Genomic DNA, 25,315 nt, shown 5'->3' on the forward strand with positions numbered 1-25,315 from the left:
TGCCTGACACTCCCCCCTTTGCGAAGGGGGGGCAGGGGGGATTTACCCCCCCTGCCTACTCCTCAAATATCCTATTCTCCTGTTCCTGCACCCTGATGAAGGTGGTCCTTTTGGTGAGCTCCTTCAGCGCGTCGGCGCCCACGTACGTGCAGGCGGAGCGCACGCCCCCGAGGATCTCCCTCACCGTATCCTCTATCGCGCCGCGGTACGGGATCTCCACCGTTTTCCCCTCCGACGCCCGATACTTGGCGATCCCGCCGGCATGCTTCTCCATGGCGGTAATGGAACTCATACCGTAGAAGAGCTTGTACGGCTTCCCTTCTTTCATCACCAACTCCCCGCCGCTCTCCTCGTGGCCGGCGAACATCCCTCCCAGCATGACGAAATCGGCCCCGCCGCCGAAGGCCTTGGCGACGTCGCCGGGACAGGTGCATCCGCCGTCGGAGATGATCCTTCCACCCAGGCCGTGAGCGGCGTCCGCGCATTCGATCACCGCCGAGAGCTGGGGATAACCCACTCCCGCCTTGACCCGCGTCGTGCAGACCGAGCCGGGGCCGATGCCGACCTTGACGATGTCGGCCCCGGACAGGAGCAACTCCTCGACCATCTCCCCCGTCACCACGTTCCCCGCCGCAATCGTCTTCTTCGGAAAGGTGTCCCGTACTTTCCTCACGAAGGCGACGAAGCTCTCGGAGTATCCGTTGGCGACATCAACGCAGATGAAATCGAGCAGCGGATGCTTGGTGATGATCTTACAGAGCCGGGTGTAATCCTCGGTTGAGGTGCCGGTGCTGACCATGATGCGTGAGTAGATTCCCTCCGACCGGTCGCGTAGATAGGCGTCCCAGTCCGAGGGGGTGTAGTGCTTGTGGACGGCAGTCAGCATGCCATGCCTGGCCAGCACGTCGGCGACCTCGAAGGTGCCGGTAGAATCCATATTGGCGGCAATGATCGGGACGCCGCTCCATTCGTACCCGCTGTGGAGAAACTTGAAGGTCCTCAAGAGGTCGACATCCGACCTGCTCTTGAGATTCGACCTCTTCGGCCTGATGAGAACGTCAGAGAATCCAAGCTTTATATCGTTTTCGAGAAACATTGGGAACCTCGCTGCTGAATATCAAGAAGCCGGCAAGGAGAGAGTGGCGGTTATGCAATGGAAAGAACTGTTAATAGCATGGTGGCTGACTCAAAAGAGAGTATCCCAAATAACGGCCGTATCAAGGGAGCGATACCGGGTATGTCCAAGAGATGCTGTGGCAGTTGGGTGACGCAAACGGTCCACCCGTTACTTTACCCATGGATAACTGTGTGTTAGAGTGCCGAGCCGGAGGATTGCGATGCTCGATAAACGTCTGCGCCGCCAGCGCTGGGAGATCTTTTTCGTCTTGGCCCTGGTCTACATACTGGTCTACTTCTACCGCGTCTCGCTGGCGGTGGTAGCCAAGGACCTCGCGCGCGACCTGCAGCTCAACCCGGTCCAGCTCGGATCGCTGTCGAGCATCCTGTTCTACGTCTATGGCGCGGCGCAGCTCCCGTTGGGACCGCTCATCGACCGGCTGGGAAGCCGGCTGGTGATAAGCGTAAGCGGCATGCTGACCGCGGCCGGGGGCATCATCTTCTCCCAGGCCGCCAGCATGGAAGCCGCCATGGCGGGACGGGTGCTGTTAGGCCTCGGCACCGCCTGCGTCCTGATGGCGTCCCTGGCGGTCTTCAGCCACTGGTTCACCAGGCAGGAGTTCGGCAGGCTGTCGGGGATGATGGTGGCGGCCGGCAATCTGGGTAACCTGGCGGGGACGGCTCCGCTCGCGGTTGCCGTCGCCATGTTCGGGTGGCGCAATGCCTTTTTGGCGGTGGGTATTCTCCAGGCGGTGGCGACCGTCTTCGTATTCCTGGTCGTGAGGGACCGGCCGCCGCTCCAGCTGGCGGCAACGGAGGAGCACCATTCACCGATGGGGATGGTGGAGGCGTGGAAGCGGATCTTCGGGAGCCGGGATTTCCTGCTGCTCGGGGGGGTGGCCTTCGCCTGGTACGGGAATTACCTGGCGGTGCAGGCGCTGTGGGGTGGGCCTTACCTGATGGAAGTGCTGAAGCTTTCGCGCGAGGCCACGGGGAAGGCCTTGATGTTCACATCCCTCGGGTTCATCGTCGGGAGCCTCTTCATAGACAATGTGGCGAGGAAGGTGCTGCACTCCTACAAAAAGATGCTGCTGATCGGCCAGGTGCTCCTGTTGCTGCTCATGACGAGCTTCCTTGGATGGGTGGAGCTTTTGCCGTCGCCCGCCTTGTGGCTGCTATTCTTCGTGCTGGGGATCGGCGTCTCCAGCGGGGCGCTGATCTATCCTATCGTCCGTTCGATGTTCCCCGTCCGCATCGTCGGGACCGCGCTCACCTCGGTGAACTTCTTCGTCCTGCTCGGTGCCGCCTCCATGCAGCAGGCTATGGGGGTCATCATCGGGTCGTACAAGAAGACCGCTCCGGAGACCTCCGCCCAGGCGTTTCATGCCGCCTTCCAGCTTCCCATCGCCTGCCTGGCGGTCGCCATCGCCCTCTTCTTCTTTGCCAGGGATTATTGGGAGGAGAAGTAGCCTCTTCTACCCGCCGTTGCGGCGGTATCGCGCTCCGACGCGGCTCCGGCTCCGAGTCTGCTCGGCTCCCGTCACCCCTCTACGGCGCCAATTCCTCCAGCGCCTGCCGGAAGGCCTCGAGCGTCTTGGACCTCGTCAACCTTTTCAGTTCGTACTCGAGTTCAGCGTCCTCGACGTTGGACACCACCCCCTTGATCTTCCCGAGCACCTGCGCGTCGCCGCAGAAATGAGACGCGTAGCGCGGCAGCAGGTCCGTCAGGTACCGGTGCAGCATGATGGCGCGCTCCCGGAGCCCGGGCTCTGCGCAGGCCCGCCCGCGCAGCCGCTCGAAGAGCATCGGCTCACCGATCCCGCCCCGGCCGAGCATCAATCCAGCGGCCTTCGTCTCCTCAAGAACCTTTAGTCCTCCCGCGGTACTCCGGATGTCGCCGTTGGCAATGACCGGGATGTCCGTCCGCTTCACCACTTCGGCGGTGATGGAGTGGTCGGCGAACCCCTGGTAGGCCTGGCGAACGGTTCTCGGGTGAAGAACCAGGAAGTCGACCTTCGCCCTCTCGAAGAGCGGGAGGAGCGAAAAGACCTGCGACGGGTCGTCGTACCCGGCCCTCAGCTTGACGGAAAAACTCCCGGTGATCGCCTCGCGCATGGCGGGGAGGATCTCTTCGAGGAGTTCGGGGCGCTTCAGCATTCCGCCGCCGGTTAGGCCGCTGGTCATCCGCCCGTACGGGCATCCCATGTTGAGGTTGAGGTGGATGGCACCGGCCTCCTGGGCAACCTGTGCGGCGGAGACCAGTGCCTCGCGGCCGTGGCCGATCAACTGCACGATGAGCGGCACGCCGTTCTCGTCGCCGCTGATCTCGCGGATGTCGCTCGGCATCAGACGTTTCTTGGCCGCCACCGGGTTGACCCGCATGAACTCGGTGCAGACCACGTCGGGGCGGACCCATTCGATGAACAGGGAGCGCAGGGCACCGTTGGTGAGCCCCTGCATAGGGGCGAGCATGAGAGGGATCTCTCCGGCACGCCAAGGGAGAAGCCGGCCCGCGGTGACGTGCTGTCGGGCTTGGCCCGGACCGTGCGGATCGGGGGTGGCCCGGCCGGAAACTTCGGGAGAATTGGTGGCGGTGGTTGCCGAGAGGTGGGTATAGTTTTCAGTGCACGTTACGGTCATCGATAAAAAGGTGGTGCCATAAAAGCGGGGGGGCGGCCGTCGACCGCCCCCCCTTTGTTTTGTGATGTTCCGGTTACTAGTGGATCTCGACCAGTTCCACTTCGTAGGTGATGTCCTCGCCGGCCAGCGGATGGTTGGCGTCGACGGTGATGGTCTGCTCGTTGACCTCGACGATGGTAACGCCGATGGGATCCTCGTCCTCTCCGGAGAGTTCGAGTTCCATGCCGACCTCGGGGGTGATCTCGGGGGGGAGCTGCTCGCGGGGGATCTGGAAGACCTCTTCCTCGTCGTACTCGCCGAAGGCGTCTTCAGCGGGGATGACGACGGTCTTCTTCTCGCCGGGTGCCATGCCGATCAGGGCTTCCTCGATCTGCGGGAAGAAGTCCTCGTTGCCGATGGTGATCTCCATCGGGCCGGTCTCGCAGCCGCAGCCTTCATCGTCGCAGCCGCAGTCGTCGTCTTCACAGCAGCCATGATCGTGATCATGCTCATGCATGGTGCTGTCGAAGATCGAACCGTCCTCGAGGGTGCCGACGTAATTGATAAGAACCTTATCGCCCTGTTTAGCTGTTGCCATATGGATGTTTCCTTTGTCTGATTTTAGTTCCCATGAGGGGTAGTCGGTTGAATGGTACGTGTGAGAGTCACCGTAGTCCAGCAAAATCTACAAATGAGGGTGATTTTGCCTGTTTACAATACGGTCCCCTTTACAGCGGACGGAGTATCTGGAACAATTAGGCTGACCCGTACTAGGAGGAATCGTTATGGAAAAGAAGGAAAGAAAGGTGACACCTGAGGAGTGGAACCTGAGGTTCCGTGCTTTGGGACTGGATGACGAGACCGTCGGGCACTGGCATACCCTTTTCGAGAGGGAAAACCCCACCGGCCATCAGAGTTTCCTGGAATGGCTGGGGCTACCCGAGGAGCGGATCGCCCAGGTGCGAGCCAAGTCGGCGGATTCTAAGAAATAACTACCCTCACCCGGCCTTCGGCCACCCTCTCCCCCAAAGGGGGCGAGGGTGCCATAGCGAGTTTCTGGCCTACTTCTTCCCCGTTTTAACCTGCTCTTTCAGCTTGCGCGCATGGAAGTTGTAGCTCTGGAGATAGGTGAGGATGGTGAGGATGAAGCTGTAGTAGATGACGCTCAGGATGAAGGGGTCCGGCGGGGCCGCGGTGGCGAAGACCACGAAAAAGCCAAGAAAGGCGATCTTGATGATGTCGCTGAAACGCTTCTTCTTGGCCATCGCGTTCATCTCTTCGTTGGTCAGTGTTCCCCCCATCACGGTCAAGTCGCGGTCGGCGTCCTTGCCGGCCAGCTTGAAGATCGGAAAGAAAAGCAGCATCTGGAACGCGAAGGCCGCCAGCACCCCGTGCATGAACCTGAATTCCCGCCCCAGCAGCCGAAGCTTCTGCTGAAACTCCACCGCCATGAATACAAGCAGACCCACCAGCGCGATCTGGACCACACCGAAGATCCTGATAGTTTTATCCATTTTCTTGAAATCAACGATATTGGCCATTCAGCTCTCCTCGAGGTGGTTTCGCCAGGCGGGTTTGCCTCGGCAGGTGATACCATAGCAAATAAAATGTTGTTTTACAACTGCGAAGGTCTGGACCAGAGTTGTAAAAATCAGGGAGGAATTGAAAAAGGCGGCCAAAGAGCCGCCCGATTCGATTGAAGCTGAGTGTCCAAAGAGAGAACTATCGGGTGATGCTTCGTCCGGCAAGTAATCCTGCTATCAGCATGATCACGGCTACCGCGAGGAACAGGTAGAAGAGCAGTTTTGCAATACCCGCTGCCGCAGTGGCGACACCGGCGAATCCGAAAAACGCCGCGATGATGGAAATGATGAAGAAGATCAGAGCCCATCGCAACATATCGGTCCACCTCCTGTTTTTTTGTCATCCCTTACTCCTGTTGCCAGTATAGCACACCCCCCTTTCCGCTTGAAAGCTAGCCTCCCCGCTCCAGGTTGTCGATACAGCTCTCGATATCGATACCGGGTCCCAGCACGCCGCTGAAGAGGTCTCCCACCTGCTCCAGGCGCTTCAGGATGGTTCGGATGGTGAACTGGCTCGGGTGGAGGCCAACTTGTACCTCTTCCCATCTGAGCGGGGTGGAGACCGTGGCGCCGGGCCTGGGGCGGATGCTGTAGGCGGCGGCCAGCGTCTGCCCTGGTTTGTTCTGGAGAAAGTCGAGGTAGACCTTTTTCTGCCGCTTCGACGGGCTCCGGAGGAGACTGGTGAATTCCGGGACCTGCTGGTGGGCAAGGGTCGCAATGACGTGGGCGAACTGTTCTGCCTGGTGGTAGTCGTACTTGGCGCCGAGCGGGACGTAGATGTGGATGCCGGTGGCGCCGGAGGTCTTGGGGAAGCTGGTGGCGCCCGCCCGCTCCAGTACCCGGCGCACCGCCAGGGCGGTCTCCACGACCTTCTCGAAGGGGATATCCTCGGGATCGAGGTCGATGACCAGGTAGTCGGGATAATCGAGGTTCTGGATCCGCGACAGCCATGGGTTGATCTCGATACAACCGAGGTTGGCCATGTACACGAGGGTCGCCTCTTCCTGGCAAACGAGAAATTTCACGTCCTTGTCGACGTGCTTCGAATAGATCACCTTGGTGGCGATCCACGACGGAGGGAGGTCCCCGGCTTCCTTCTGGAAGAAGCCACCTTCGGTTATGCCGTGCGGGGTGCGGTAGAGCGATTCCGGCCGGTCCTGCAGGTGGGGGAGGATCAGGCGTGACACCGTGCGGTAATAGTCGATGACGTCTCCCTTTGTGTAGCCTTCGTTGGGCCAGAAGATTTTATCAAGGTTGGTGAGCTCCAGACGCCGGCCGTCGATGATGAGGAGCTGGTTTTTAGGAGAGAGGCGGGACGGAGGTTCCTCGGCGGGGGCGGGCTGTACTTCGGCAGGGAAAACCTCTCGCACGACTTGCCTGGGCTCCTTGTCTTCCCGCAGGCCGAGGAAAATCGGGATCCTCATCACACCTTCGTCGGTCCACTCAGAAAATTCCACCTCGCACACTAAGGCGGGTTTCACCCAGGTCACCGGCATGTCGGTCTTGATCTTCCGCCGAAACGGGGAGTCATCCTGGGCCAGGGGCGCAAGCTTACCGTACACGTCCTGCAGGGCGGCATCGTCGAAGCCTCCGCCGGTCAGCCCGATGTAAATCAACTCGTCATTCTCATAGACCCCCAGGACGAGGGATCCCAAATGCTTCCTGCTCCGGCGCGGCTGGGTGAAGCCGCAGATGACGGCCTCCTGCTGCAGGCGGATCTTGATCTTCAGCCAATCTTTGCTCCGTTTGCCGGTCAGGTAAGGGCTGTTGGCTTTCTTGGCGATGATCCCTTCGAGATTGTTCTGGCGGGCGAGCTCGAAGAATTCCCGGCCGGATTCGGCGATATGATCGCTGTATTTTACCCGGGGGAGGTCGGGTAGCAGGTTGCGAAGCATCTCTTTTCTGGTGAGCAGGGGGAGCCGGCGCAGGTCCTGCCCGTTCAGATAGAGGAGGTCGAAGACGAAGTAGACGATATTTGCTCCCCCGGTCCGCTGGCTGTTTTGAAACAGCTGGAAGTACGATCTGCCCTGCTCGTCGACGGCCACTACTTCGCCGTCGAGAACCGCATCGGCCTTGATAGTGGCGAGTGAGGCGACGACGTCAGGGAAGCGCTGGTTAAAGGAGAGCTTGTTGCGGGAGTAAAGGCGAACCTGGCCATTCTCGATCTCGGCCACCGAGCGGTAGCCGTCAAGCTTGATCTCGAAGACCCAATCGGGATCGTCGAACGGATCCTCGCCGGTGCCGGCCAGCATCGGGGTGATCTGGTGCGGCATCGGCGCCGCAGTGCTGCGGGAAAGAATCGACGAGAGTGGTGCCGTGGAGGCGGGCTTGGAGGAACTGGAGGAATTGGAGGTCGGGGAGGTCGGGGAGGTCGGCGAGGTCGGCTGGGCGGGAGTCGGGGGGGCTTTCCCCTCCTGGAGTTCCTGGATGGTGGCGTTATTTACCACCGAGCGGTCGAGTTGGGTGACGTCCCCGTCGGTGGCGTACTGGTCCTTCTTCTTGATCAGCAGCCACGTGTTGTCCTTGTCGGCCTTGATCCTCACCAAGGCAAACTCGCCTTTGAGCTTCTTCCCTTCCAGTACGAACTTCAGGTCGCCCTTTTCCAGCCCGCGCTGCAGCAGTGGTTCACTCTCTTCTCCGAACACTCCCGGCGCATGGTAGGTCCCCTCGTCCCAGATGATGACCTCTCCGGCCCCGTAGTTCCCCTTGGGAATAATCCCCTCGAAGCTTCGGTACTCGTAGGGATGATCTTCCACCATCATCGCCAGCCGCTTTATCGACGGGTCAAGGGATGGTCCCTTTGGAATGGCCCAGCTTTTAAGGACTCCGTCGATCTCCAGTCGGAAATCGTAATGAAGGTGAGAAGCCGCGTGCTTGTGAACGACGAAGCGAAGTCCGCCGTGCCTATTGAGAACAGTTGGCCCGGGCTCCGGTGTCTTTGTAAGATCCCTCTTCCTTTGGTACTCTTGTTGGGCCATTGGGAATACCCCCTCCCGATCAGTCTATCACACCTCTCCCCGGCTCAGCCAACGGTCGACGGCTCCCCCTTCGGAGAAAGATGTCGGGGATGCTCGACAATTAGAATTTTTTAGTCTAAATTCCGAGCTTGTATTAATCTTGAGCCTCGGCAATCATTGAGACTGTCCCAACCCCGTCAATGGGGGCATTAAAGACGCGGTGGCAACCTTCGCCAGTGAGAAGCGAACCCACAAAAGGAGAGGCTATGAAAGTTCAGGAAATCAAGGAGATCGCGCAGAGGATGTCCATCCCGGTGGGAAAGATGAAAAAGAGCGAACTGATCAGGACCATCCAGAGAGTCGAGGGAAACAACGAGTGCTTCGAGACCGGGATCGCCAAGGTCTGCGGCCAGGAGCACTGCCTCTGGCGGGAGGATTGCCAGTAGCAAGGCGATGGCGTTATCCTTGAATAAAAGGGGGATGAAGCCGTTCCCGGTTGGCCCCCGGAGGAGTCGCCATGGACCACGACTACAGCAGATATGAATACCTTCCCCTGTGCAAGGGGGGATGCGCCAGGATCACGGGGTGGCTGAGCAGCAAGGAGGTGGCCAAGGAGGCCGCCAACAACCACCACCGTCAGACCGGGCATGAGTGGAGGGTTCTGGAACGGATGAGGGAATGAGATTCGTGGGAGGGTGAAGTCTGCGCGGGGGAGGCAAATTCTTTCCCCTGTGTTGAAAACGCGGCTTCGTGTGCTAACTTTAGAAAAATCTAATTTTTCGGAGGTAGGCCATGATTAGAGACGACATTCTCAACCAGCTCGAGAAGCTTATTCACTTGGACGTCGACGCCACCCACGCTTACGACCAAGCCATCAAGAACGTCAACGAGCAGGTCATCAAGGACAAGCTGATCCAGTTCCAGGCGGATCACCGCAAGCACATCGATCTCCTCTCTGCCAAGGTGCTGGAACTGGGGGGGACCCCGCCCGAGCTCAGCTCGGACTTCAAGGGGTTCATCATTTCCGGCTTCACCGCGCTCCGCAGCCTGACCGGCACCAAGGGCGCGCTCGAGGCCATGGAGACCAACGAGCGGCTGACCACCTCGAAGTATGATGAAGCCTGCAAGCTCGACTTCCCGGTGGACATCAGGACCATCGTGGAACAGAACTACGCCGATGAGCAGCGCCACCTGGCCTTTGTCCGCGAAGCGCTGCAGACCCTGCAGAAAAGCTGAGGCCGAAGTCCAGAACTCCAGGACCGGTAGCTGAGAAAAAAGGCCCAAGTCATCGCGATTTGGGCCTTTTGCCTTTTTCTTCCCTGATGCTCATTGATCCGGTGGGCCGAGGGGCGGCCCCTCCAGTAGCTCGCTCCTCACCTTCGGGCGGTGCCAGGCCTGCGCTTCCACAAAAACCTTCTTCACCTCCGGCACCCGCTCCTTAATCTCCCGCTCTAGCAAAGGCACCGTCCGCTCGATCTCGCCCGCCGAGACCTCGTCGTTGAAATCAAGGCTGATGGTGACGACGATAAACTCCGGCCCCATGTGCAGGGTCAGCACCTCGTTGACATGCTCGACATGCTCGCCATGCTGCACGATCTCCCTGATGAGTTGAACAACCTCCCGCGACGCCGCTTCCCCGACCAGGAGCCCCTTGGTTTCGTGAGCGATGAGGATGGCGGTGCCGCCGAGGATGAGGCCGATGACGACCGAGGCGGCGCCGTCGTAACCGGGGGTGCCGGTGAGGGAGGCGAGATAGATCCCGGCCAGGGCGGCGAGGAGCCCGAGCAGGGCGGCGGTGTCCTCCAAAACGACCAGGAACAGGCTGGGGTCTTTGCCTTCGCGGATGGCCTGGTAATACCCCTGACCGGGCGCCTTGCTCTTGCCGAACTCGCGGAACGAGACGACCCAGGAGAAACCTTCAAAGAGCAGGGAGGCTGCCAGGATGATGTAGTTGACCTTGACGTCGCGCATCGGGTGCGGATGAACCAGGTGGTTGATCCCTTCGAAGAGCGACAACCCGGATCCCAACGAGAAGACCAGGATAGAAACGACGAAGCTCCAGAAGTAGATCTCCTTGCCATGGCCGAAGGGAAACTCCTCATCGGGGGCGAGGGCGGCCCTGCGCTGGCCATGGAGCATGAGGAGCTGGTTGCCGCCGTCCACGAGGGAATGGATGGCCTCGGACAAGATGGCGGAGCTTCCGGTGATCCAGGCGGCCACCATCTTGGTGCCCGCAATCAGCAGGTTGGCGGCCAGTGCGGCAATGATGACCTTCTTGGTTCCGCTTTTCATCTTCCCCCCAGGCCCGGGCGCCTTCGAGAGCTCCACCTCTCTCCGCTCACCTCCTCACGTTGACACGAGAATACCATAAAGTATCTTTAATAAATCCTTACCAATGTAAGCCGCAGCACCCAATCGACGCCTACTTTCCGGAGGTATCTCGTATGGCGACCGCCTCGTGGCAGTTCGACCTTGGCGCCACTGTTTTGAAAGGGGGGGGGACCCGCTTCCGCGTCTGGGCTCCCCGGGTGGAGACCGTCTCGTTGCTCCTTTTATCCGGCAAGGCGGTCGGCACCGTCCCCATGGATAAGGAGGAACTCGGCTACTTTTCGGTCACCGTGCCGGAGGCGGGAGACGGCGACCTCTACCTCTACCAGTTGGGCGAAAGCAAGGAGGGGCTTCCCGACCCGGTTTCGCGCTACCAGCCGAAGGGTGTCAGCCAGCCTTCCCAGGTCGTCGATCCCAACCTTTTCACCTGGCAGGACGAAGGGTGGGGAGGGATTCACCTGGAGCACTACCGGATCTACGAGCTGCACGTGGGGACCTTCACCAAGGAGGGGACCTTCCAGGCGGTCACCGACTTCCTGGACTACCTGGTGGAACTGGGGATCACCGCCGTCGAGCTAATGCCGGTTTCCCAATGCCCGGGGGGAAGGAACTGGGGGTACGACGGCGTCCACCACTTCGCTCCCCAGAACACCTACGGCGGTCCAGACGGGATGAAGCGGCTGGTCGATGCCTGCCACCGCAAGGGGCTCGCCGTCATCCTCGACGTGGTCTACAACCACTTCGGCCCGGAAGGGAACCACAACGGGGAATTCGGTTTCTACTTCACCGACAAGTACCGCACCCCCTGGGGAGGGGCCATCAACTTCGACGGCCCCTACAGCGACCACGTCCTCGAGTTCTTCGTCACCAACGCCCTCTACTGGATCAGCGAGTTCCACATCGACGCCCTGAGGCTCGACGCGGTCGACTGGATTTTCGACATGACCCCCAAGCACGTGCTGAGGCACCTCTCCGAACAGGTGGCGATCCAGCGCGAGAAGCTGGAGAGGATGATCTACCTGTTCGCCGAGAACGACACCAACGATGCCAGGCTCATCACCCCCCCCGAGATCGGCGGCCTGGGGGTCGACGCCCAGTGGTGCGACAACTTCCACCACGCGCTGCGGACCCTTTTGACCGGGGAGACGACCGGCTATTACGAGGATTTCGGCCAGTTCACCCAGATGGTGAAGGCGTACCAGGAGGCCTTCGTCTTCACCGGCGAGTATTCCCGTTACCGCAAGCGGCGCTACGGGGGGCCCGCCCGGGAAAACGCCACCTCCCAGTTCGTGGTGTTCATCCAGAACCATGACCAGGTGGGCAACCGCAAATGCGGGGACCGCCTGAGCACCAAACAGCCGCTTGAGAAGCTGCTGCTGGCGGCCGGGGTCATGATCCTCTCGCCCTACCTGCCGCTTCTGTTCATGGGGGAGGAGTACGGTGAACGGGCACCGTTTCACTACTTCATCGATCACAGCGACGAGGAGCTGGTTGAGGCGGTCAGGAAAGGGAAGCAGGAGGAGCACGCCTCGGGTATCTGCGAGGGGGCGATCCCCGACCCGTCGGACGAGTGGGTCTACCTCGAGTGCAAACTGGACCTGACGGCGAAGAAGGAGGGGGAACAGGCCATCATCCTCGACTTCTACAAGAAGCTCCTCTTGCTGCGCAGCACGCTTCCGGCCCTGCAGGTCACCCGCCGGGAGGAGATGGAGATCTGCGGGCTCCCGAAGGAGCGCGTCCTGTCCATCATCAGGGAGGCGGGCGCCAACGGGGTCCTCTGCCTCTTCAGCTTCAGCAATCTGACCGAGGAGATCGACCTGAAGCTCAAGCGGGGAAGCTGGTCCAAGATCCTCGATTCCTCGGCGCAGTTCTGGAAATGGCCGGGCGAACCGGCTCCCGACACCATCACGGTGGAAGACCCGGCAGCATGCACCCGGGTCCCCATCCATCCGTTCAACGTCCTCGTGTATTCAGCAGACCAGCTAGGAGGTTAACCATGCCGCAGCCCAACGAGCGTTTCGTCTGTGTTCACGGCCATTTCTACCAACCCCCCCGGGAAAACCCGTGGCTGGAGGCCGTGGAGATCCAGGATTCAGCCTTCCCCTACCATGACTGGAACGAGAGGATCACGGCCGAGTGTTACGCGGCCAATGGGGCCTCCCGGATCCTGGACGGGGACGGGCGGGTCATGGACATCACCAGCAACTACGCAAAGATGAGCTTCAACTTCGGCCCCACCGTCCTTTCCTGGATGTGCGTCTTCGACCGCAACACCTACCAGGCCATCCTCGACGCGGACCGCCAGAGCATGGAGTGGCGCTCCGGCCACGGCTCCGCGATAGCTCAGGTTTACAACCACATGATCATGCCGCTGGCCAACTCCCGCGACAAGAGGACCCAGGTGGTGTGGGGGATCAAGGACTTCGAGTCGCGCTTCAACCGTTTCCCGGAAGGGATGTGGCTGGCCGAAACGGCGGTCGACAACGAGAGCCTGGAAATCATGGCCGAGCAGGGGATCAAGTTCACCATCCTCGCCCAGTACCAGGCCGCCCGTTTCCGGAAGATCGGCGAGGAGCAGTGGACGGAAGGCGCCATCGATCCCACCAGGGCCTATCTCTGCCGGCTTCCCTCGGGGCGGACCATCAACCTCTTCTTCTACGACGGCCCCATCTCCCAGGCGGTGGCCTTCGAAAACCTCCTGAGCTCAGGGGAAGGGCTGGCGGGAAGGCTGATGGGGGGCTTCACCGACGACCGCGACTGGCCCCAGTTGATGCACATCGCCACCGATGGTGAGACCTACGGCCACCATCAAAAGTTCGGCGACATGGCGCTCGCCGCCGCCTTCCACCAGATCGAGGAATCCGGCAGCGCCCGCCTCACCAACTACGGCGAGTACCTCGAGCTCTGCCCACCGGAGTGGGAGGCGGAGATCGTGGAGAGAACCTCGTGGAGCTGTTCCCACGGGGTGGAACGCTGGAACAGCGACTGCGGCTGCAACTCGGGAGGGTATCCGAACTGGAACCAACAGTGGCGGACGCCGCTGCGCGCAGCGCTCGACTGGCTGCGGGACCGGCTGGCGCAAGGTTTCGAGCGCAAGGGGGGGGAATACTTCAAGGACCCCTGGGCGGCACGGGACGCCTACATCGAGGTCATCCTGCACCGGGAGATGGAGCAGGCCGAGACGTTCTTGGCCGAGCACGCGGCCCGGCAACTCTCCGCCGAGGACAAGATCGACGCCCTGAAGCTGCTGGAGATGCAGCGCCATGCCATGCTGATGTACACGAGCTGCGGCTGGTTCTTCGATGAGCTCTCGGGGCTTGAGACGGTGCAGGTGATCGAATACGCGGGGCGTGCGCTGCAGCTGGCGGAAGGTCTCTTCGAGGAGGGGGTCGAGAAGGGATTTCTGATGAGACTGAAAAAGGCGAAGTCAAACATACCGGAGCATCAGGACGGGGAGTGGATCTTCCGCAACTGGGTCCAGCCGACCCGTCTGGATCTGGTGAAGGTCGGCGCCCACTATGCCTTCAGCTCGCTGTATGAGCAATACGAGGAACACTCACAGATCGACTGCTATGCCGTGGCGAGGGAGGACTACACCAAGATCTCCGCCCAGGATGCCAGTATCGCCATGGGGAGGATCCACGTAGCCTCGGAGATCACCGAGGAATCGACCTGCCTCACCTTCTGCGTGGTGAAGCTCGGGAGCCACGACTTCAAGGGTGGCGTGGCACAGAGCTGCGACGCGGGCGGCTACCAGACCATGAAGGAGGAGATGACCAACACCTTCAACAAGGGGCTCTATACCGACTTGATCGGCCTGATGGATAAGCACTTCGGGACCCACAGCTACTCGTTGATCAACCTCTTCCGTGACGAACAAAGAAAGATACTGAACGAGATCTTCGAGAAGAGCGTGGAGGAGAGCATCGCAAGCTACCAGGCGATGTTCGAGCGCAGCAGGCCATTGATGGAGTTCGTGAAAGAGACCGGGATGCCGATCCCTCCGGTCTTTTCCATCGCGGCCCAGCCGGCCCTTTTGGCCGCCCTCAAAACCGAGCTGACCAAGGAGGAGATCGACCCCGAAGCGGTGCAAAGGATTGTCTCCCAGATAAAGACCTGGGGGGTCCCCACCGACACCCCGGAGACCGAGTTCTTCCTGCGGCGCCACGTCGAGTCCCTCACCGCGGAGCTCGTCAAGGACCCGGCCAATCTGAACCTCATGGCGAGGGTCCAGAAGTTCATGGACCTGATCAACGAGATCCCCATCAACATCGGCCTCTGGCAGGTCCAGAACGACTACTACCAGCTGGCGAAGACGCTGTATCGCGAGAATCTCACCAAGTCGCGCGCAGGCGACGAGGGAGCCGGCATCTGGCTGGATGCCTTCCGCAAACTGGGGGAAACCTTCCGCTTCAACCTCGGCGCCGTGCTGGTCGAGGGATAAGGGGCAGTCATGGACCAGGACCGGCTGCCGCAGGCGAGGATTCCTTCCGCCACCTACCGGCTGCAATTCAACGCGCAGTTTACCTTCGACGACGCCCGGGCCATCGTGGAGTACCTGCACGACCTCGGCATCAGCGACATCTACGCCTCCTCCTATGTTGCTGCCAAGCAGGGGAGCGTGCACGGCTACGACGTGGTCAATCACACCCTGCTCAATCCGGAGGTGGGGAACGAGGAAAGCCACACCGCCCTGATGGGCGAGCTCCGCCGCCTCGGCATGGGGCACATCCTCGACTTCGTCCCCAACCACATGTGCATCGAAAGTAACGAAAACGTCTGGTGGATGGACGTTCTCGAGAACGGCCAGAGCTCCCCCTACGCCCACTTCTTCGACATCGACTGGGCGCCCGTCAAAAAGGAGCTGACCGGCAAGGTGCTCCTCCCCCTTTTGGGAGACCAGTACGGAAAGGTGCTGGAAGCCTGCGGCTTGAAGCTCATCTTCAGGGAGGGCGCCTTCTTCATCGAGGTGCCGCCGGTACAGATCCCGGTAGAGCCCAAGAGCTACCTCCAGATCCTCGGGCACCGGCTGGAGAGCCTGCAGGAGCAGTTCGCCCCCGATGCCCCGGAGCTTTTGGAGCTTTTGAGCATCAACACCGCACTGCAGCACCTTCCCCCCCATACCGAGGAGGAGCCGGAGAAAAGGGGGGAGCGGCAGCGGGAGAAGGAGATCATCAAGAAGCGCCTCTGGACCCTCTGCCAGCAAAGCCCCCGGCTCGCCTCCTTCATCGACGAGAACGTCACCATCTTCAACGGGACCAAGGGGGATCCGGCCAGTTTCGATCTCCTGGACGGCCTGCTCCGCTACCAGGTGTACCGGCTCTCTTACTGGCGGGTGGCCACCGAGGAGATCAACTACCGGCGATTCTTCGACATCAACGCCCTGGCCGCCATCCGGATGGAGGATCCCGCCGTCTTCGACCAGACCCATGCGCTCCTCTTCCGGCTGATCAGGGAAGGGAAGGTGACCGGGGTCAGGATCGATCACGTGGACGGGCTGTACGATCCGCTCACCTACCTGGGAAACCTGCAGAAGGGGTGCTATGTCCAGCAGCGCCTCGGCCAAGAAGGGGAGCCGGCGGTGTCCCCGGAAGATAAGGAAAAGGTTCTCGAGGGGTGGTGCGACGAATACCGGGAGGTCCGGGAGCGGGACCGGGGCTACCAGCCGTTCTACGTGGTGGTGGAAAAGATCCTCCTGAAAGGGGAACAGCTCCCGGAGCAGTGGCCGGTGCACGGCACCACCGGCTACGAATTCATGAACGCGGTGAACGGGATCTTCGTCGACACCGAGAAGGGGAAGAGCTTCGACCGGATCTACCGGAGGATGACCGGGAAGACCGACGACTTCAACGAGGTGGTCTACGACAAGAAGAAGCTGATCATGCAGGTCTCCATGTCGGGCGAAGGGGGGATGCTGGCCCACGCCCTCAACAACATCTCCGAGGAGGACCGGCTCACCCGGGACTTCACCCTCAACAGCCTGGCGCGCGCGCTCGGGGAGGTGATCGCCTGCTTCCCGGTCTACCGGACCTACCTCAATTCGCCGACCGTGCGCGACAAGGATGTCCAGTACATCGAGGCGGCGGTGGCGCGGGCCAAGCGGAAAAACCCCGCGGTGAACGCCTCCATCTTCGATTTCGTGCGCGACGTCCTGCTGCTCAAATCCCCGGACACCGCCAAGGAGAAGGATCGCCAGGCGTGGCTTGCCTTTGCCATGAAGTTCCAGCAGATCACCGGGCCGGTCACCGCCAAGGGGCTGGAGGACACCGCCTTTTACGTTTACAACCGGCTGGTTTCCCTGAACGAGGTGGGGGGGATGCCGGCGAGGTTCGGGACCACCCGGGAGGCGTTCCACGGCCAGAACCTGGAACGGATGAAGACCTTCGCGAACGGGATGATAGCCACCGCAACCCACGACTCCAAGCGGGGAGAGGACGTCCGGACCAGGATCGACGTCCTTTCCGAGCTTCCGGACGCCTGGCAGCGGAACCTGGCCCGCTGGAGGCGCCTCAACCGCGCCAAGCGGACAATGGCGGAGGGGCAGACCATCCCGGACCGCAACGAGGAATACCTCCTCTACCAGACGCTCCTCGGCGCCTGGCCCTCGGAAGCGCTGGACGGCGAGGGATTCGAGCGGTTCAGGGGGCGGATCAAGGAGTACATGACGAAGGCGGTGCGGGAGGCGAAGACCAACACCAGCTGGGTGAGCCCGAACGCGCCGTACGAGGAGGCGGTGCTGGCCTTCGTGGACCGGCTGCTGAGCGACGAGGATAGCCCATTCGTGAAGGAGTTCATCCCGTTCCAGCGCTACATCGCCCGCTGCGGAATGTTCAACTCCCTTTCGCAGCTGCTGCTGAAGATGACCTCGCCGGGGGTGCCGGACTTTTACCAGGGGAGTGAGCTGTGGGAGCTTTCGCTGGTGGACCCGGACAACCGGCGCCCGGTCGATTACGCTCTGCGCAAGGAGATGCTGGCGGCGGTCAAGGCGCGGGAGGCGGAGGCCGGCGCCCGGGAACTCTTCCGGGAGCTCCTCGAAAATGGGGGCGACGGGAGGGTCAAGCTCTACCTCATCTACCGGATTCTGAATTACCGCAGGGCTCACCGGAACCTCTTTGATCGGGGCGACTACCTGCCGCTGGAGACCAAGGGGCACCGCGGCCGCTACCTGGTCGCCTTCGCCCGCCGCGCGGAGGGAGAGGCGGTCATCGTGGTAGTGCCGCGCCTGGTGGCAACCCTGCTGCAGGGGGAGGACCGGGAGCCGATGGGGGAGGAGGTTTGGGGAGACACGGTGGTGTACCTTCCGGAAGGGGCGGCCGGGAGATTCCGCAACATCGTCAACGACGAGGAGGTCGAGGCCGCCGAGCGCCACGGCCGTCCGGCCATACCCGTGGCCCGGCTCTTTGCCGAAGCTCCGGTAGCGCTCCTGGAGGCTTGGTAGGGTGGGCAGGCGAGAGGGTGCCCCGAAGGGCAGGTGAGGGAGGTTTTGAAGGCGATGGAAGGTCGAGAGCGGATAAGCATAGAAGGAGTCACCCCGCTGGTGGATTGCGGGCGCTACCCCGTCAAAAGGGTGGCCGGTGACGAGTTCATCGTCGAGGCGGACATCTTCGGCGACGGCCACGATGAGGTGATGGCGGTTCTCCTCTACCGGCGCGAGGAGGAAGCCGATTGGCGGGAAACCGTCATGGCCCGGCTGGACAATGACCGCTGGCAGGGGAGCTTTCTCCTCGAGGAACCGGGCGTCTACCTCTATACGCTGCTCGGCTGGGTCGATCACTTCCGCACCTGGCAAAAAGACCTCAACAAGCGCTACCAGGCGGGCCAAGACGTCACCGTCGATATTCTGATCGGTGCGAACCTCCTCGAACAGGCCGCCAAGGAGGCGTCCCCCGCCGATGCCGCCCGCATCACCTTGGTGGCCTCAACCCTCAAGAAGGAGGCGAGCCACCAGCAGGCCATCTCGCTCGGGCTCGACCCGGAACTGGCGGATCTGATCAGCACCTGCTGCGCCCGGGCGCTCGCCACCCGTTACCACCAGGAGCTCGCGGTCCGGGTGGACCGCAAGCGGGCGCTCTTTAGCAGCTGGTACGAGCTCTTCCCCCGCTCCGCCGACGGGACGCGCCACGGGACCCTCCAGGACTGCATCGCCCTCCTCCCCGAGATTGAGGAGATGGGCTTCGACGTTCTCTATCTCCCCCCCATCCATCCCATCGGCGAGGCCAAGCGCAAGGGGAAGCGAAACGCGGTTGCTGCGGAACCGGGAGATCCCGGAAGTCCCTGGGCCATCGGCTCATCAGCAGGGGGGCACAAGGCGATCCACCCTGAACTTGGCACCCTCGACGACTTCCGCCAGTTGGTCCGGGAGGCGGGCGGCCGCGGCATGGAGATCGCCCTCGACATCGCCTTCCAGTGCTCGCCTGACCACCCCTACCTCGCCGAGCATCCGGAGTGGTTCCGCTGGCGGCCTGACGGGACCGTCCAGTACGCGGAAAATCCTCCCAAGAAATACCAGGACATCGTCCCCTTCAACTTCGAGTGCGAGAAGTGGCAAGAACTTTGGGAGGAGCTGAAGAGCGTCATCTTCTACTGGATGGAGCTCGGGATCAACATCTTCCGGGTCGACAACCCCCACACCAAGGCGTTCCCCTTCTGGGAGTGGCTGATCGCTCGGGCCAAGGAGAAAGACGCCGGGGTCATCTTCCTCGCCGAAGCCTTCACCCGCCCCAAGGTCATGTACCGGCTCGCCAAGATCGGCTTCTCCCAGTCCTACACCTACTTCAGCTGGCGAAACAGCCGTGACGAGTTGGTCGGCTACCTTACCGAACTGACCAGGACCGAGGTGCGGGAGTTCATGCGCCCCAACTTCTGGCCCAACACCCCGGACATCCTCCCGGAATTCCTCCAGTACAGCGGTAGGGCCGGGTTCATGATCCGGGTAGCGCTGGCAGCGACCCTGTCGTCCAATTACGGGATCTACGGGCCGAGTTACGAGCTCTGCGTGGCGGCCGCCGAGCCGGGGAGCGAGGAGTACCTGGACGCCGAGAAGTACGAGATCCGCCCCTGGGACCGTAACGCACCGGGCAACCTGAGAGGGTTCATCACCTCCCTCAACCGGATCCGGCGCGACAACGACCCGCTCCAGGTCACCGCCAACGTCGAGTTCTATCCCACCGACAACGGCAGCGTCCTTTACTTCGGCAAGCTGGCCGCCGACGGCAGGAGCACGGTCCTCGTGGTGGTCAACCTCGATCCCTTCAAGCGTCAGCGGGTGACCCTCCGGCTGCCGCTGCAGTATTTCGGCGTGCAGCCGGGGCAATCCTACCTGGTGGATGATCTCTTGAACGAGGAGCGCTTCATCTGGCAGGGAGAGGAGAATGCTGTCGAGCTCGACCCGCAGCGGACCCCGGCGCGGATCTTCCGCATCCGCACCTGGCAGCGTCGCGAGGCGAACTTCGACTACTACCTGTAGCCTCATAGGGGACTGGCTCCTTTAGACGCCTGTCCCCTTGTCCGATCCGATGTGCCCTCACCCCGCCTTCGGGCACATCCTCCCTTCAAGGGGAGCGGCAGGTTGAGGATGGGGGGGTAGCAACTATCAGGAAGGGGAAGATCATGCCACTGAGAGCGGAGAAAAACCCACTCTGGTTCAAGGACGCCATCATCTACGAGGTTCATATCCGGAGTTTCGCCGACAGTAACGGCGACGGCATCGGCGACTTCCGCGGCCTTCTGGAAAAGCTTCCCTACCTCCGGGACCTGGGGGTCACCGCCATCTGGGTGCTTCCCTTCTACCCCTCGCCGCTTCGCGACGACGGCTACGACATCGCCGACTATCGCGGCATCCATCCCGATTACGGCAATCTTCGAGACTTCCAGGACTTCCTGCGCGGCGCCCACAAGCTCGGGATGCGCGTGATCACCGAACTGGTGCTCAATCACACCTCCGACCAGCACCCCTGGTTCCAGAAGTCGCGTAACGCGAAGCCCGGGTCACCCTGGCGCGACTTCTACGTCTGGAGCGACACCCCGGACAAGTACGCCGACGCCCGGATAATCTTCAAGGATTTCGAGACCTCCAACTGGTCCCGCGACCCGGTCGCCAAGAGCTACTACTGGCACCGCTTCTATTCCCACCAACCGGACCTCAACTATGACAATCCCCGGGTCCACGACGCCATGCTGCGGGTGATCGACTTCTGGCTCGGGATGGGGGTGGACGGCCTCAGGCTGGACGCCGTCCCGTACCTCTACGAGCGGGAGGGAACCAACTGCGAGAACCTCCCGGAAACCTACGAGTTCCTCAAGAAGCTCCGCGCCTACGTGGACGCCAAGTACCCGGACCGCATGCTCCTCGCCGAGGCCAACCAGTGGCCGGAGGACGCCGCCTCCTATTTCGGCGACGGCAACGCCTGCCAGATGGCCTTCCATTTCCCCCTCATGCCGAGGATCTACATGTCGCTGCAGATGGAGGATTCCTTCCCCATCATCAACATCCTGCAGCAGACCCCGGCCATCCCTGCCGCGTGCCAATGGGCCATGTTCCTGAGAAACCACGACGAGCTGACCCTGGAGATGGTGACCGACGAGGAGCGTGACTACATGTACCGGGTCTACGCCCGCGACCCGCGCGCCCGCATCAACCTCGGAATCAGGCGCCGGCTCGCGCCGCTGATGGGGAACGACCTGAGAAAGATCGAGCTGATGAACGTCCTCCTCTTCTGCCTCCCGGGGACCCCCATCATCTACTACGGCGACGAGATCGGCATGGGGGACAACTACTACCTCGGCGACCGTAACGGCGTGCGCACCCCGATGCAGTGGAGCCCGGACCGTAACGCCGGCTTTTCGCCCTGCAACCCGCAGCGCCTCTACCTGCCGGTCATCATCGACCCCGAATACCACTACGAGGCGCTCAACGTCGAGCTGCAGGCCAGAAACCCCTCGTCCCTTCTTTGGTGGATGAAGCGGATCATCGACGTCCGCAAGCGCTACAAGGCCTTCGGCTGGGGGAGCGTGGAGTTCCTCCCGATGGAAAACCCCAAGATCCTCGCCCTCTTGCGCTCGTACGAGGAGGAGACCATCCTGGTTTTGGCCAACCTCTCACGCACCACCCAGTTCGTGCAGATCAACCACCCCCGCTTCATCGGGATGTACCTGGAGGACCTCTTCAGCCGTAACCGTTTCCCGGCCATCAAGGACTCCCCTTACGTGGTGCTGCTCGGACCCTACCAGTACCACCTGCTCCAGCTCACCGAGGGGGGGGAGAAGCTCAAGCCGCAGGAGGAGGGGGTGCTCGCCACGGTGCCGGTGGCCGGCCAGTGGGAGAACATCTTCAAGGGGAACGCCCTGAGGATGTTCGAGTAGTCCGTGCTCCCGGAGTACCTCCGGAAGGCCCGCTGGTTCCAGTCCAAAAGCCGCACCATCATGCGGACCGCGATCGCCGAGAGCTTCGAAATTCCCATCGACGCGGCCTCGGTGGTGCTGACCCTGGTCGAGGTCAGTTACAGCGAAGGAGCCCCCGAGACCTACGTGCTGCCGCTGCACTTCGTGGCCACCGAAGGGGCCGGCTCCGACCCGACCCTCGAGTTCCCGGAGGCGGTCGTCTGCCGGCTGAAGGTGGGGGAGAAGGAGGGGATTATCTACGACGGCCTCTACAATGCCCGTTTCCGCCAGACCATGCTGGACATGATCGCCCGCAGAAAGGGAATCAAGGGGGACGGCAGCCGGATCTACGGCCGCCCCGGCCCGGGATTCCAGGCGCTGCTCGGGGACCGGGAGCTGCCCCAGTCGTCGCAGGTGGGAAGGGCCGAGCAAAGCAACAGCTCCGTCGCCTACGAAAAGGCCTTCTTCCTGAAACTCTACCGTCGCATGGAGGAGGGGATACACCCGGAGCTGGAGCTCGGCCGCTTCCTCTCCGACCGCATCCACTTCAAGCACGTGGCACCGTTGGCGGGCGCGCTGGAGTATCGCCGCAGCGGTTACGAGCCGGTGGCGCTGGCCCTTCTCCAAGGCTTCGTTCCCAGCCAGGGCGATGCCTGGATCTTCACCTTGAGCGAGGTGCGGCAGTTCATGGACCGGGCCCTGGCGGGGCGGGAAGAGAACAAGGAGAACCCGCAGGTCCAGCCGGTCCCCCACGAGGCACCGGAGCTCTCCCCCGAGCTGGTGGAGATGATGACCGGCTTCTATCCGGAGATGGTGGCCCTTTTGGGGCGGCGCACGGCGGAGTTCCACCTGGCGCTGGCCTCCCGCAACGACGATCCCTCCTTCGCGCCGGAACCGTTCACCCTTCTCTACCAGCGATCGCTCTATCAGTCCATGCGCAGCCGGGCGAAGAAGGTGCTCGATCTGCTGCGCCGCAGCCTCCCGGCGCTCTCCGAACAGCACAAGGGAGAGGCCGAAAGCCTCCTGACCATGGAGCCGGAACTGCTCGCGGTCTTGCAGAAGGTCATGATCCGCAAGTTCTCCGCCATGAAGACCCGCGTTCACGGCGACTATCACCTCGGCCAGCTCCTTTTCACCGGCAACGACTTCGTCATCATCGACCTGGAAGGGGAGCCGGTCAAATCGCTCAGCGAACGGCGGCTCAAGCAGTCCCCCTTGAAGGACGTGGCGGGGATGGTCCGCTCCTTCTACTACGCGGCCAATGTGGTTCTCATGCAGCGGACCCACGTGCGGGCGGAGGATATCCCGTACCTGGTCCCGTGGGCCCGCGCCTGGTACCGGTACCACTCCAAGATATTTGTCACCTCCTACTTAAAGTGCGCGGCCGAAGCCCCCTTCATGCCGGGGGATGCCGAGGAGATCGAGATTCTCCTCCAGGCCTTCGTGCTCGACAAGGCGTTGTACGAACTCGGATACGAGCTCAACAACCGGCCGGATTGGATCTCGGTTCCGCTGAAGAGCGTCATCGAGCTGCTGGCTGAGGAGAAGAAAAAGGGGAAACCGGAATAACGGGGTCGAGACTGGGGAATCGAATAAAACGTGGAGGTGCGGAATGAGACTGCTTCAGCGTTTGGTGCTCACCGGCTTATTGATTCTCTCTTTGACCTCTTCGGCTGCGGCGGTCGACCTGGTCTTCAGGGCGGAGCTCTCGGGAAACAGCGAGATTCCGGCCGTGAAGACGCCGGCGACCGGCGCCGTCATGCTGCGGGTTTCCGATTCCGTCCTGAGCTTCGAGCTTCGGGTGGAGGATCTGGCCGCCCCCACCGCCGCCTACATTCATCTCGGCAGCCGAGGGGAGGACGGTCCCCCCATCGCCGGCCTTTTTGGCGGTCCCGCCAAGTACACCCGCTTCAGCGGTACCCTGGCCGGCGGCGAGATCACCGACCGCAACCTGCTCGGCGACCTGCAGGGAAAGAAGGTCGCCGACCTCATCAGCCTCATCAAGTCCGGCAAGACCTACGTTAACGTCATGACCGAGACCTTCCCCGCCGGCGAGATCCGCGGCCAGATCGAGCCGAGCTCCGGGGCCCCCCTCGCCAAAGGGGAGCTCGCCCGGAAAGAACGTTAGATCAGGCTGCGGCGCGGTGCTCGCCCGGTTCGGGAGCCTTCGCCGCCTTATCCTTCTCTCCCGGTACCTTTTCCCCCGGCGCCTTCCCCTCATTGGATGTGTGCTCGATCACCGAGTTGATCACGGCTCCTATCAGGATGATGAACCCGCTGAAATAAAGCCACAGGAGCAAGACGATCACTGCCCCGATGCTTCCGTAGGTCTTGTCGTAGGAGCCGAAGTTGTTGATGTAGTAGGAAAAGGCCAGCGACATCACGATCCACGCTGGAATGGCCACCACCGCACCCGGGGAGATCCATTTCCAGTTCTGCTTCACATCGGGCGTCAGGTAGTAGATGACCGCCACCGCCAGCATCAACAGGAACAGGATCACCGGCACCAGCAGGATGTCCCAGGTAACCCGGAAGACCTGCCCGAAGTCGATCTTGTCCGCCACCATGTTGCCAAGCTTGGTCCCGAACATCAAAAGCGCCAGCGCCGCCAGGAACAGGAAGGAAAGTGTTACCACCAAAAACAGGGCGACCAGCCGCTGTTTCCAGAAGGGGCGTCCTTCCTTCACCTCGTAGAGCTTGTTCATGGCGTCCATGATGGAGATGATGGCGTTGGACGAGGACCAGAGGGCGAGTGCGATGCCCAGGGAGAGCAGCCCCTCCTTCTTGTTCATGAACAGCGCGCGGATGTTGTCCTTGATCAGGTTGAAGGCCTCGCCCGGCATCATCCTCTCTGCACTGGTCAAGAGGTAGTCCAAAAGGTGGGGAATGGGAAGGTACCCGATGACAGTGGTGATAAAGAGGAAGAAGGGGAACAGGGCGAACAGGAAGTAGTACGCCATGGCCGCGGAATGTTCTGAACAATCATCGTCGACGATTCTTCGATAGGCCCTCTTTCCCAGTTCCAGATAGCTCGTGTTATCCAATCCGAAAAATCTTCGTAACGCTGACATATCAGTTTCTCCTGCCCGGCAAGTTTCAGCCAAGCTCCACGCTGAAGCAGATTCAATGCACACCCACATTATCAGGCCTGCCCGCCGCAGGTAGCCAGCCATTTTTTTCCCATCATTAGAAGCGTCGCCCCATGTCTATCACGAAGACCAGTAATGAACTCCGCTCATAGATTGACAATCATGAGAGGACTGATACTATTAAATTTGTTTAATAGTATCAGTGGGGCTGTCGAGACCGACAATAACTTACACAAAGGAGGCT

Annotated in this window: 20 protein-coding genes; 12 read left to right on the forward strand and 8 right to left on the reverse strand. The window is 61.5% G+C overall.

Annotated elements, in window-relative coordinates:
- Positions 1–55 precede the first annotated feature (55 nt).
- Positions 56–1,096: a guanosine monophosphate reductase gene (locus ACYVL5_RS02180; RefSeq protein ID WP_460593911.1), complete on the reverse strand. Its 1,041-nt coding sequence runs from the start codon at positions 1,094–1,096 to the stop codon at positions 56–58.
- A gap of 241 nt (positions 1,097–1,337) precedes the next feature.
- Here ACYVL5_RS02180 and ACYVL5_RS02185 point away from each other — a divergent pair, with 241 nt between their 5' ends.
- Entirely contained in the window at positions 1,338–2,585 is a 1,248-nt protein-coding gene (locus ACYVL5_RS02185) for an MFS transporter (RefSeq protein WP_460593912.1), read from the forward strand.
- Between the two features lie 79 nt (positions 2,586–2,664).
- Here ACYVL5_RS02185 and ACYVL5_RS02190 read toward each other — a convergent pair whose 3' ends face one another.
- Both ACYVL5_RS02190 and ACYVL5_RS02195 read right to left on the reverse strand, forming a co-directional pair.
- Positions 2,665–3,588 (reverse strand): tRNA dihydrouridine synthase, encoded by a 924-nt coding sequence (locus ACYVL5_RS02190; protein WP_460593913.1) that lies wholly within the window; start codon positions 3,586–3,588, stop codon positions 2,665–2,667.
- A gap of 244 nt (positions 3,589–3,832) precedes the next feature.
- Complete coding sequence (locus ACYVL5_RS02195) at positions 3,833–4,333, reverse strand: FKBP-type peptidyl-prolyl cis-trans isomerase (RefSeq protein ID WP_460593914.1); 501 nt, start codon at positions 4,331–4,333, stop codon at positions 3,833–3,835.
- Positions 4,334–4,520: 187 nt separating this feature from the next.
- Between ACYVL5_RS02195 and ACYVL5_RS02200 the strand changes: the two genes are divergently transcribed.
- Positions 4,521–4,727 (forward strand): MerR family transcriptional regulator, encoded by a 207-nt coding sequence (locus tag ACYVL5_RS02200; RefSeq protein WP_250677311.1) that lies wholly within the window; start codon positions 4,521–4,523, stop codon positions 4,725–4,727.
- 69 nt (positions 4,728–4,796) lie between these two features.
- Here the strand turns inward: ACYVL5_RS02200 and ACYVL5_RS02205 are convergent, their stop codons facing one another.
- From ACYVL5_RS02205 to ligD, 3 genes are all read right to left on the reverse strand, one after another.
- Positions 4,797–5,276 (reverse strand): hypothetical protein, encoded by a 480-nt coding sequence (locus ACYVL5_RS02205; protein WP_460593915.1) that lies wholly within the window; start codon positions 5,274–5,276, stop codon positions 4,797–4,799.
- A gap of 181 nt (positions 5,277–5,457) precedes the next feature.
- Positions 5,458–5,634 (reverse strand): DUF1328 domain-containing protein, encoded by a 177-nt coding sequence (locus tag ACYVL5_RS02210; RefSeq protein ID WP_250677309.1) that lies wholly within the window; start codon positions 5,632–5,634, stop codon positions 5,458–5,460.
- A gap of 76 nt (positions 5,635–5,710) precedes the next feature.
- Complete coding sequence (gene ligD / locus ACYVL5_RS02215) at positions 5,711–8,296, reverse strand: DNA ligase D (RefSeq protein ID WP_460593916.1); 2,586 nt, start codon at positions 8,294–8,296, stop codon at positions 5,711–5,713.
- A gap of 245 nt (positions 8,297–8,541) precedes the next feature.
- Here ligD and ACYVL5_RS02220 point away from each other — a divergent pair, with 245 nt between their 5' ends.
- The 3 genes from ACYVL5_RS02220 to ACYVL5_RS02230 all read left to right on the forward strand — a co-directional run bounded on the left by ACYVL5_RS02220 (position 8,542) and on the right by ACYVL5_RS02230 (position 9,511).
- Positions 8,542–8,721 (forward strand): SAP domain-containing protein, encoded by a 180-nt coding sequence (locus ACYVL5_RS02220; RefSeq protein ID WP_460593917.1) that lies wholly within the window; start codon positions 8,542–8,544, stop codon positions 8,719–8,721.
- A 71-nt stretch (positions 8,722–8,792) separates the two neighbouring features.
- Positions 8,793–8,957, forward strand: coding sequence for a hypothetical protein (locus ACYVL5_RS02225; RefSeq protein WP_460593918.1), 165 nt, complete (start codon positions 8,793–8,795; stop codon positions 8,955–8,957).
- Between the two features lie 110 nt (positions 8,958–9,067).
- On the forward strand, positions 9,068–9,511 hold the full coding sequence (locus ACYVL5_RS02230; RefSeq protein ID WP_460593919.1) for a ferritin family protein: 444 nt from the start codon (positions 9,068–9,070) through the stop codon (positions 9,509–9,511).
- A 90-nt stretch (positions 9,512–9,601) separates the two neighbouring features.
- Here ACYVL5_RS02230 and ACYVL5_RS02235 read toward each other — a convergent pair whose 3' ends face one another.
- The gene (locus tag ACYVL5_RS02235; RefSeq protein WP_460593920.1) at positions 9,602–10,567 is read right to left on the reverse strand and encodes a cation diffusion facilitator family transporter; all 966 of its coding nucleotides are present in this window, start codon (positions 10,565–10,567) and stop codon (positions 9,602–9,604) included.
- A gap of 152 nt (positions 10,568–10,719) precedes the next feature.
- Here ACYVL5_RS02235 and treZ point away from each other — a divergent pair, with 152 nt between their 5' ends.
- The 7 genes from treZ (at position 10,720) to ACYVL5_RS02270 (ending at position 24,110) form a co-directional block, all read left to right on the forward strand.
- Positions 10,720–12,597: a malto-oligosyltrehalose trehalohydrolase gene (gene treZ, locus ACYVL5_RS02240; RefSeq protein ID WP_460593921.1), complete on the forward strand. Its 1,878-nt coding sequence runs from the start codon at positions 10,720–10,722 to the stop codon at positions 12,595–12,597.
- Positions 12,598–12,599: 2 nt separating this feature from the next.
- Positions 12,600–15,047, forward strand: a complete 2,448-nt coding sequence (locus ACYVL5_RS02245) for a DUF3536 domain-containing protein (RefSeq protein WP_460593922.1) — start codon at positions 12,600–12,602, stop codon at positions 15,045–15,047.
- A 9-nt stretch (positions 15,048–15,056) separates the two neighbouring features.
- The gene (locus tag ACYVL5_RS02250) at positions 15,057–18,041 is read left to right on the forward strand and encodes a malto-oligosyltrehalose synthase (protein ID WP_460593923.1); all 2,985 of its coding nucleotides are present in this window, start codon (positions 15,057–15,059) and stop codon (positions 18,039–18,041) included.
- A 54-nt stretch (positions 18,042–18,095) separates the two neighbouring features.
- Positions 18,096–20,069: an alpha-1,4-glucan--maltose-1-phosphate maltosyltransferase gene (locus tag ACYVL5_RS02255; RefSeq protein ID WP_460593924.1), complete on the forward strand. Its 1,974-nt coding sequence runs from the start codon at positions 18,096–18,098 to the stop codon at positions 20,067–20,069.
- 143 nt (positions 20,070–20,212) lie between these two features.
- Positions 20,213–21,964: a maltose alpha-D-glucosyltransferase gene (gene treS, locus ACYVL5_RS02260; RefSeq protein WP_460593925.1), complete on the forward strand. Its 1,752-nt coding sequence runs from the start codon at positions 20,213–20,215 to the stop codon at positions 21,962–21,964.
- A gap of 3 nt (positions 21,965–21,967) precedes the next feature.
- Entirely contained in the window at positions 21,968–23,551 is a 1,584-nt protein-coding gene (locus ACYVL5_RS02265) for a putative maltokinase (RefSeq protein WP_460593926.1), read from the forward strand.
- A 43-nt stretch (positions 23,552–23,594) separates the two neighbouring features.
- The gene (locus tag ACYVL5_RS02270) at positions 23,595–24,110 is read left to right on the forward strand and encodes a CHRD domain-containing protein (RefSeq protein WP_460593927.1); all 516 of its coding nucleotides are present in this window, start codon (positions 23,595–23,597) and stop codon (positions 24,108–24,110) included.
- A gap of 1 nt (position 24,111) precedes the next feature.
- Here ACYVL5_RS02270 and ACYVL5_RS02275 read toward each other — a convergent pair whose 3' ends face one another.
- Positions 24,112–25,053, reverse strand: a complete 942-nt coding sequence (locus ACYVL5_RS02275) for a YihY/virulence factor BrkB family protein (RefSeq protein WP_460593928.1) — start codon at positions 25,051–25,053, stop codon at positions 24,112–24,114.
- Positions 25,054–25,315 lie beyond the last annotated feature (262 nt).

It is taken from the genome of Geomonas sp. Red276 (assembly GCF_054784495.1).

Excerpts from the sequence above, each read along its gene's own strand:
- ACYVL5_RS02245 (WP_460593922.1), top strand. The coding sequence starts at position 12,600 with ATGCCGCAGCCCAACGAGCGTTTCGTCTGTGTTCACGGCCATTTCTAC.
- ACYVL5_RS02255 (WP_460593924.1), top strand. The coding sequence starts at position 18,096 with ATGGAAGGTCGAGAGCGGATAAGCATAGAAGGAGTCACCCCGCTGGTG.
- ACYVL5_RS02200 (WP_250677311.1), top strand. The coding sequence starts at position 4,521 with ATGGAAAAGAAGGAAAGAAAGGTGACACCTGAGGAGTGGAACCTGAGG.
- ACYVL5_RS02205 (WP_460593915.1), bottom strand. The coding sequence starts at position 5,276 with ATGGCCAATATCGTTGATTTCAAGAAAATGGATAAAACTATCAGGATC.
- ACYVL5_RS02180 (WP_460593911.1), bottom strand. The coding sequence starts at position 1,096 with ATGTTTCTCGAAAACGATATAAAGCTTGGATTCTCTGACGTTCTCATC.
- ACYVL5_RS02270 (WP_460593927.1), top strand. The coding sequence starts at position 23,595 with ATGAGACTGCTTCAGCGTTTGGTGCTCACCGGCTTATTGATTCTCTCT.
- treZ (WP_460593921.1), top strand. The coding sequence starts at position 10,720 with ATGGCGACCGCCTCGTGGCAGTTCGACCTTGGCGCCACTGTTTTGAAA.
- ACYVL5_RS02220 (WP_460593917.1), top strand. The coding sequence starts at position 8,542 with ATGAAAGTTCAGGAAATCAAGGAGATCGCGCAGAGGATGTCCATCCCG.
- ACYVL5_RS02235 (WP_460593920.1), bottom strand. The coding sequence starts at position 10,567 with ATGAAAAGCGGAACCAAGAAGGTCATCATTGCCGCACTGGCCGCCAAC.
- ACYVL5_RS02250 (WP_460593923.1), top strand. The coding sequence starts at position 15,057 with ATGGACCAGGACCGGCTGCCGCAGGCGAGGATTCCTTCCGCCACCTAC.
- ACYVL5_RS02190 (WP_460593913.1), bottom strand. The coding sequence starts at position 3,588 with ATGCTCGCCCCTATGCAGGGGCTCACCAACGGTGCCCTGCGCTCCCTG.
- ACYVL5_RS02185 (WP_460593912.1), top strand. The coding sequence starts at position 1,338 with ATGCTCGATAAACGTCTGCGCCGCCAGCGCTGGGAGATCTTTTTCGTC.
- ACYVL5_RS02225 (WP_460593918.1), top strand. The coding sequence starts at position 8,793 with ATGGACCACGACTACAGCAGATATGAATACCTTCCCCTGTGCAAGGGG.
- ACYVL5_RS02230 (WP_460593919.1), top strand. The coding sequence starts at position 9,068 with ATGATTAGAGACGACATTCTCAACCAGCTCGAGAAGCTTATTCACTTG.
- treS (WP_460593925.1), top strand. The coding sequence starts at position 20,213 with ATGCCACTGAGAGCGGAGAAAAACCCACTCTGGTTCAAGGACGCCATC.
- ACYVL5_RS02210 (WP_250677309.1), bottom strand. The coding sequence starts at position 5,634 with ATGTTGCGATGGGCTCTGATCTTCTTCATCATTTCCATCATCGCGGCG.
- ligD (WP_460593916.1), bottom strand. The coding sequence starts at position 8,296 with ATGGCCCAACAAGAGTACCAAAGGAAGAGGGATCTTACAAAGACACCG.
- ACYVL5_RS02275 (WP_460593928.1), bottom strand. The coding sequence starts at position 25,053 with ATGTCAGCGTTACGAAGATTTTTCGGATTGGATAACACGAGCTATCTG.
- ACYVL5_RS02195 (WP_460593914.1), bottom strand. The coding sequence starts at position 4,333 with ATGGCAACAGCTAAACAGGGCGATAAGGTTCTTATCAATTACGTCGGC.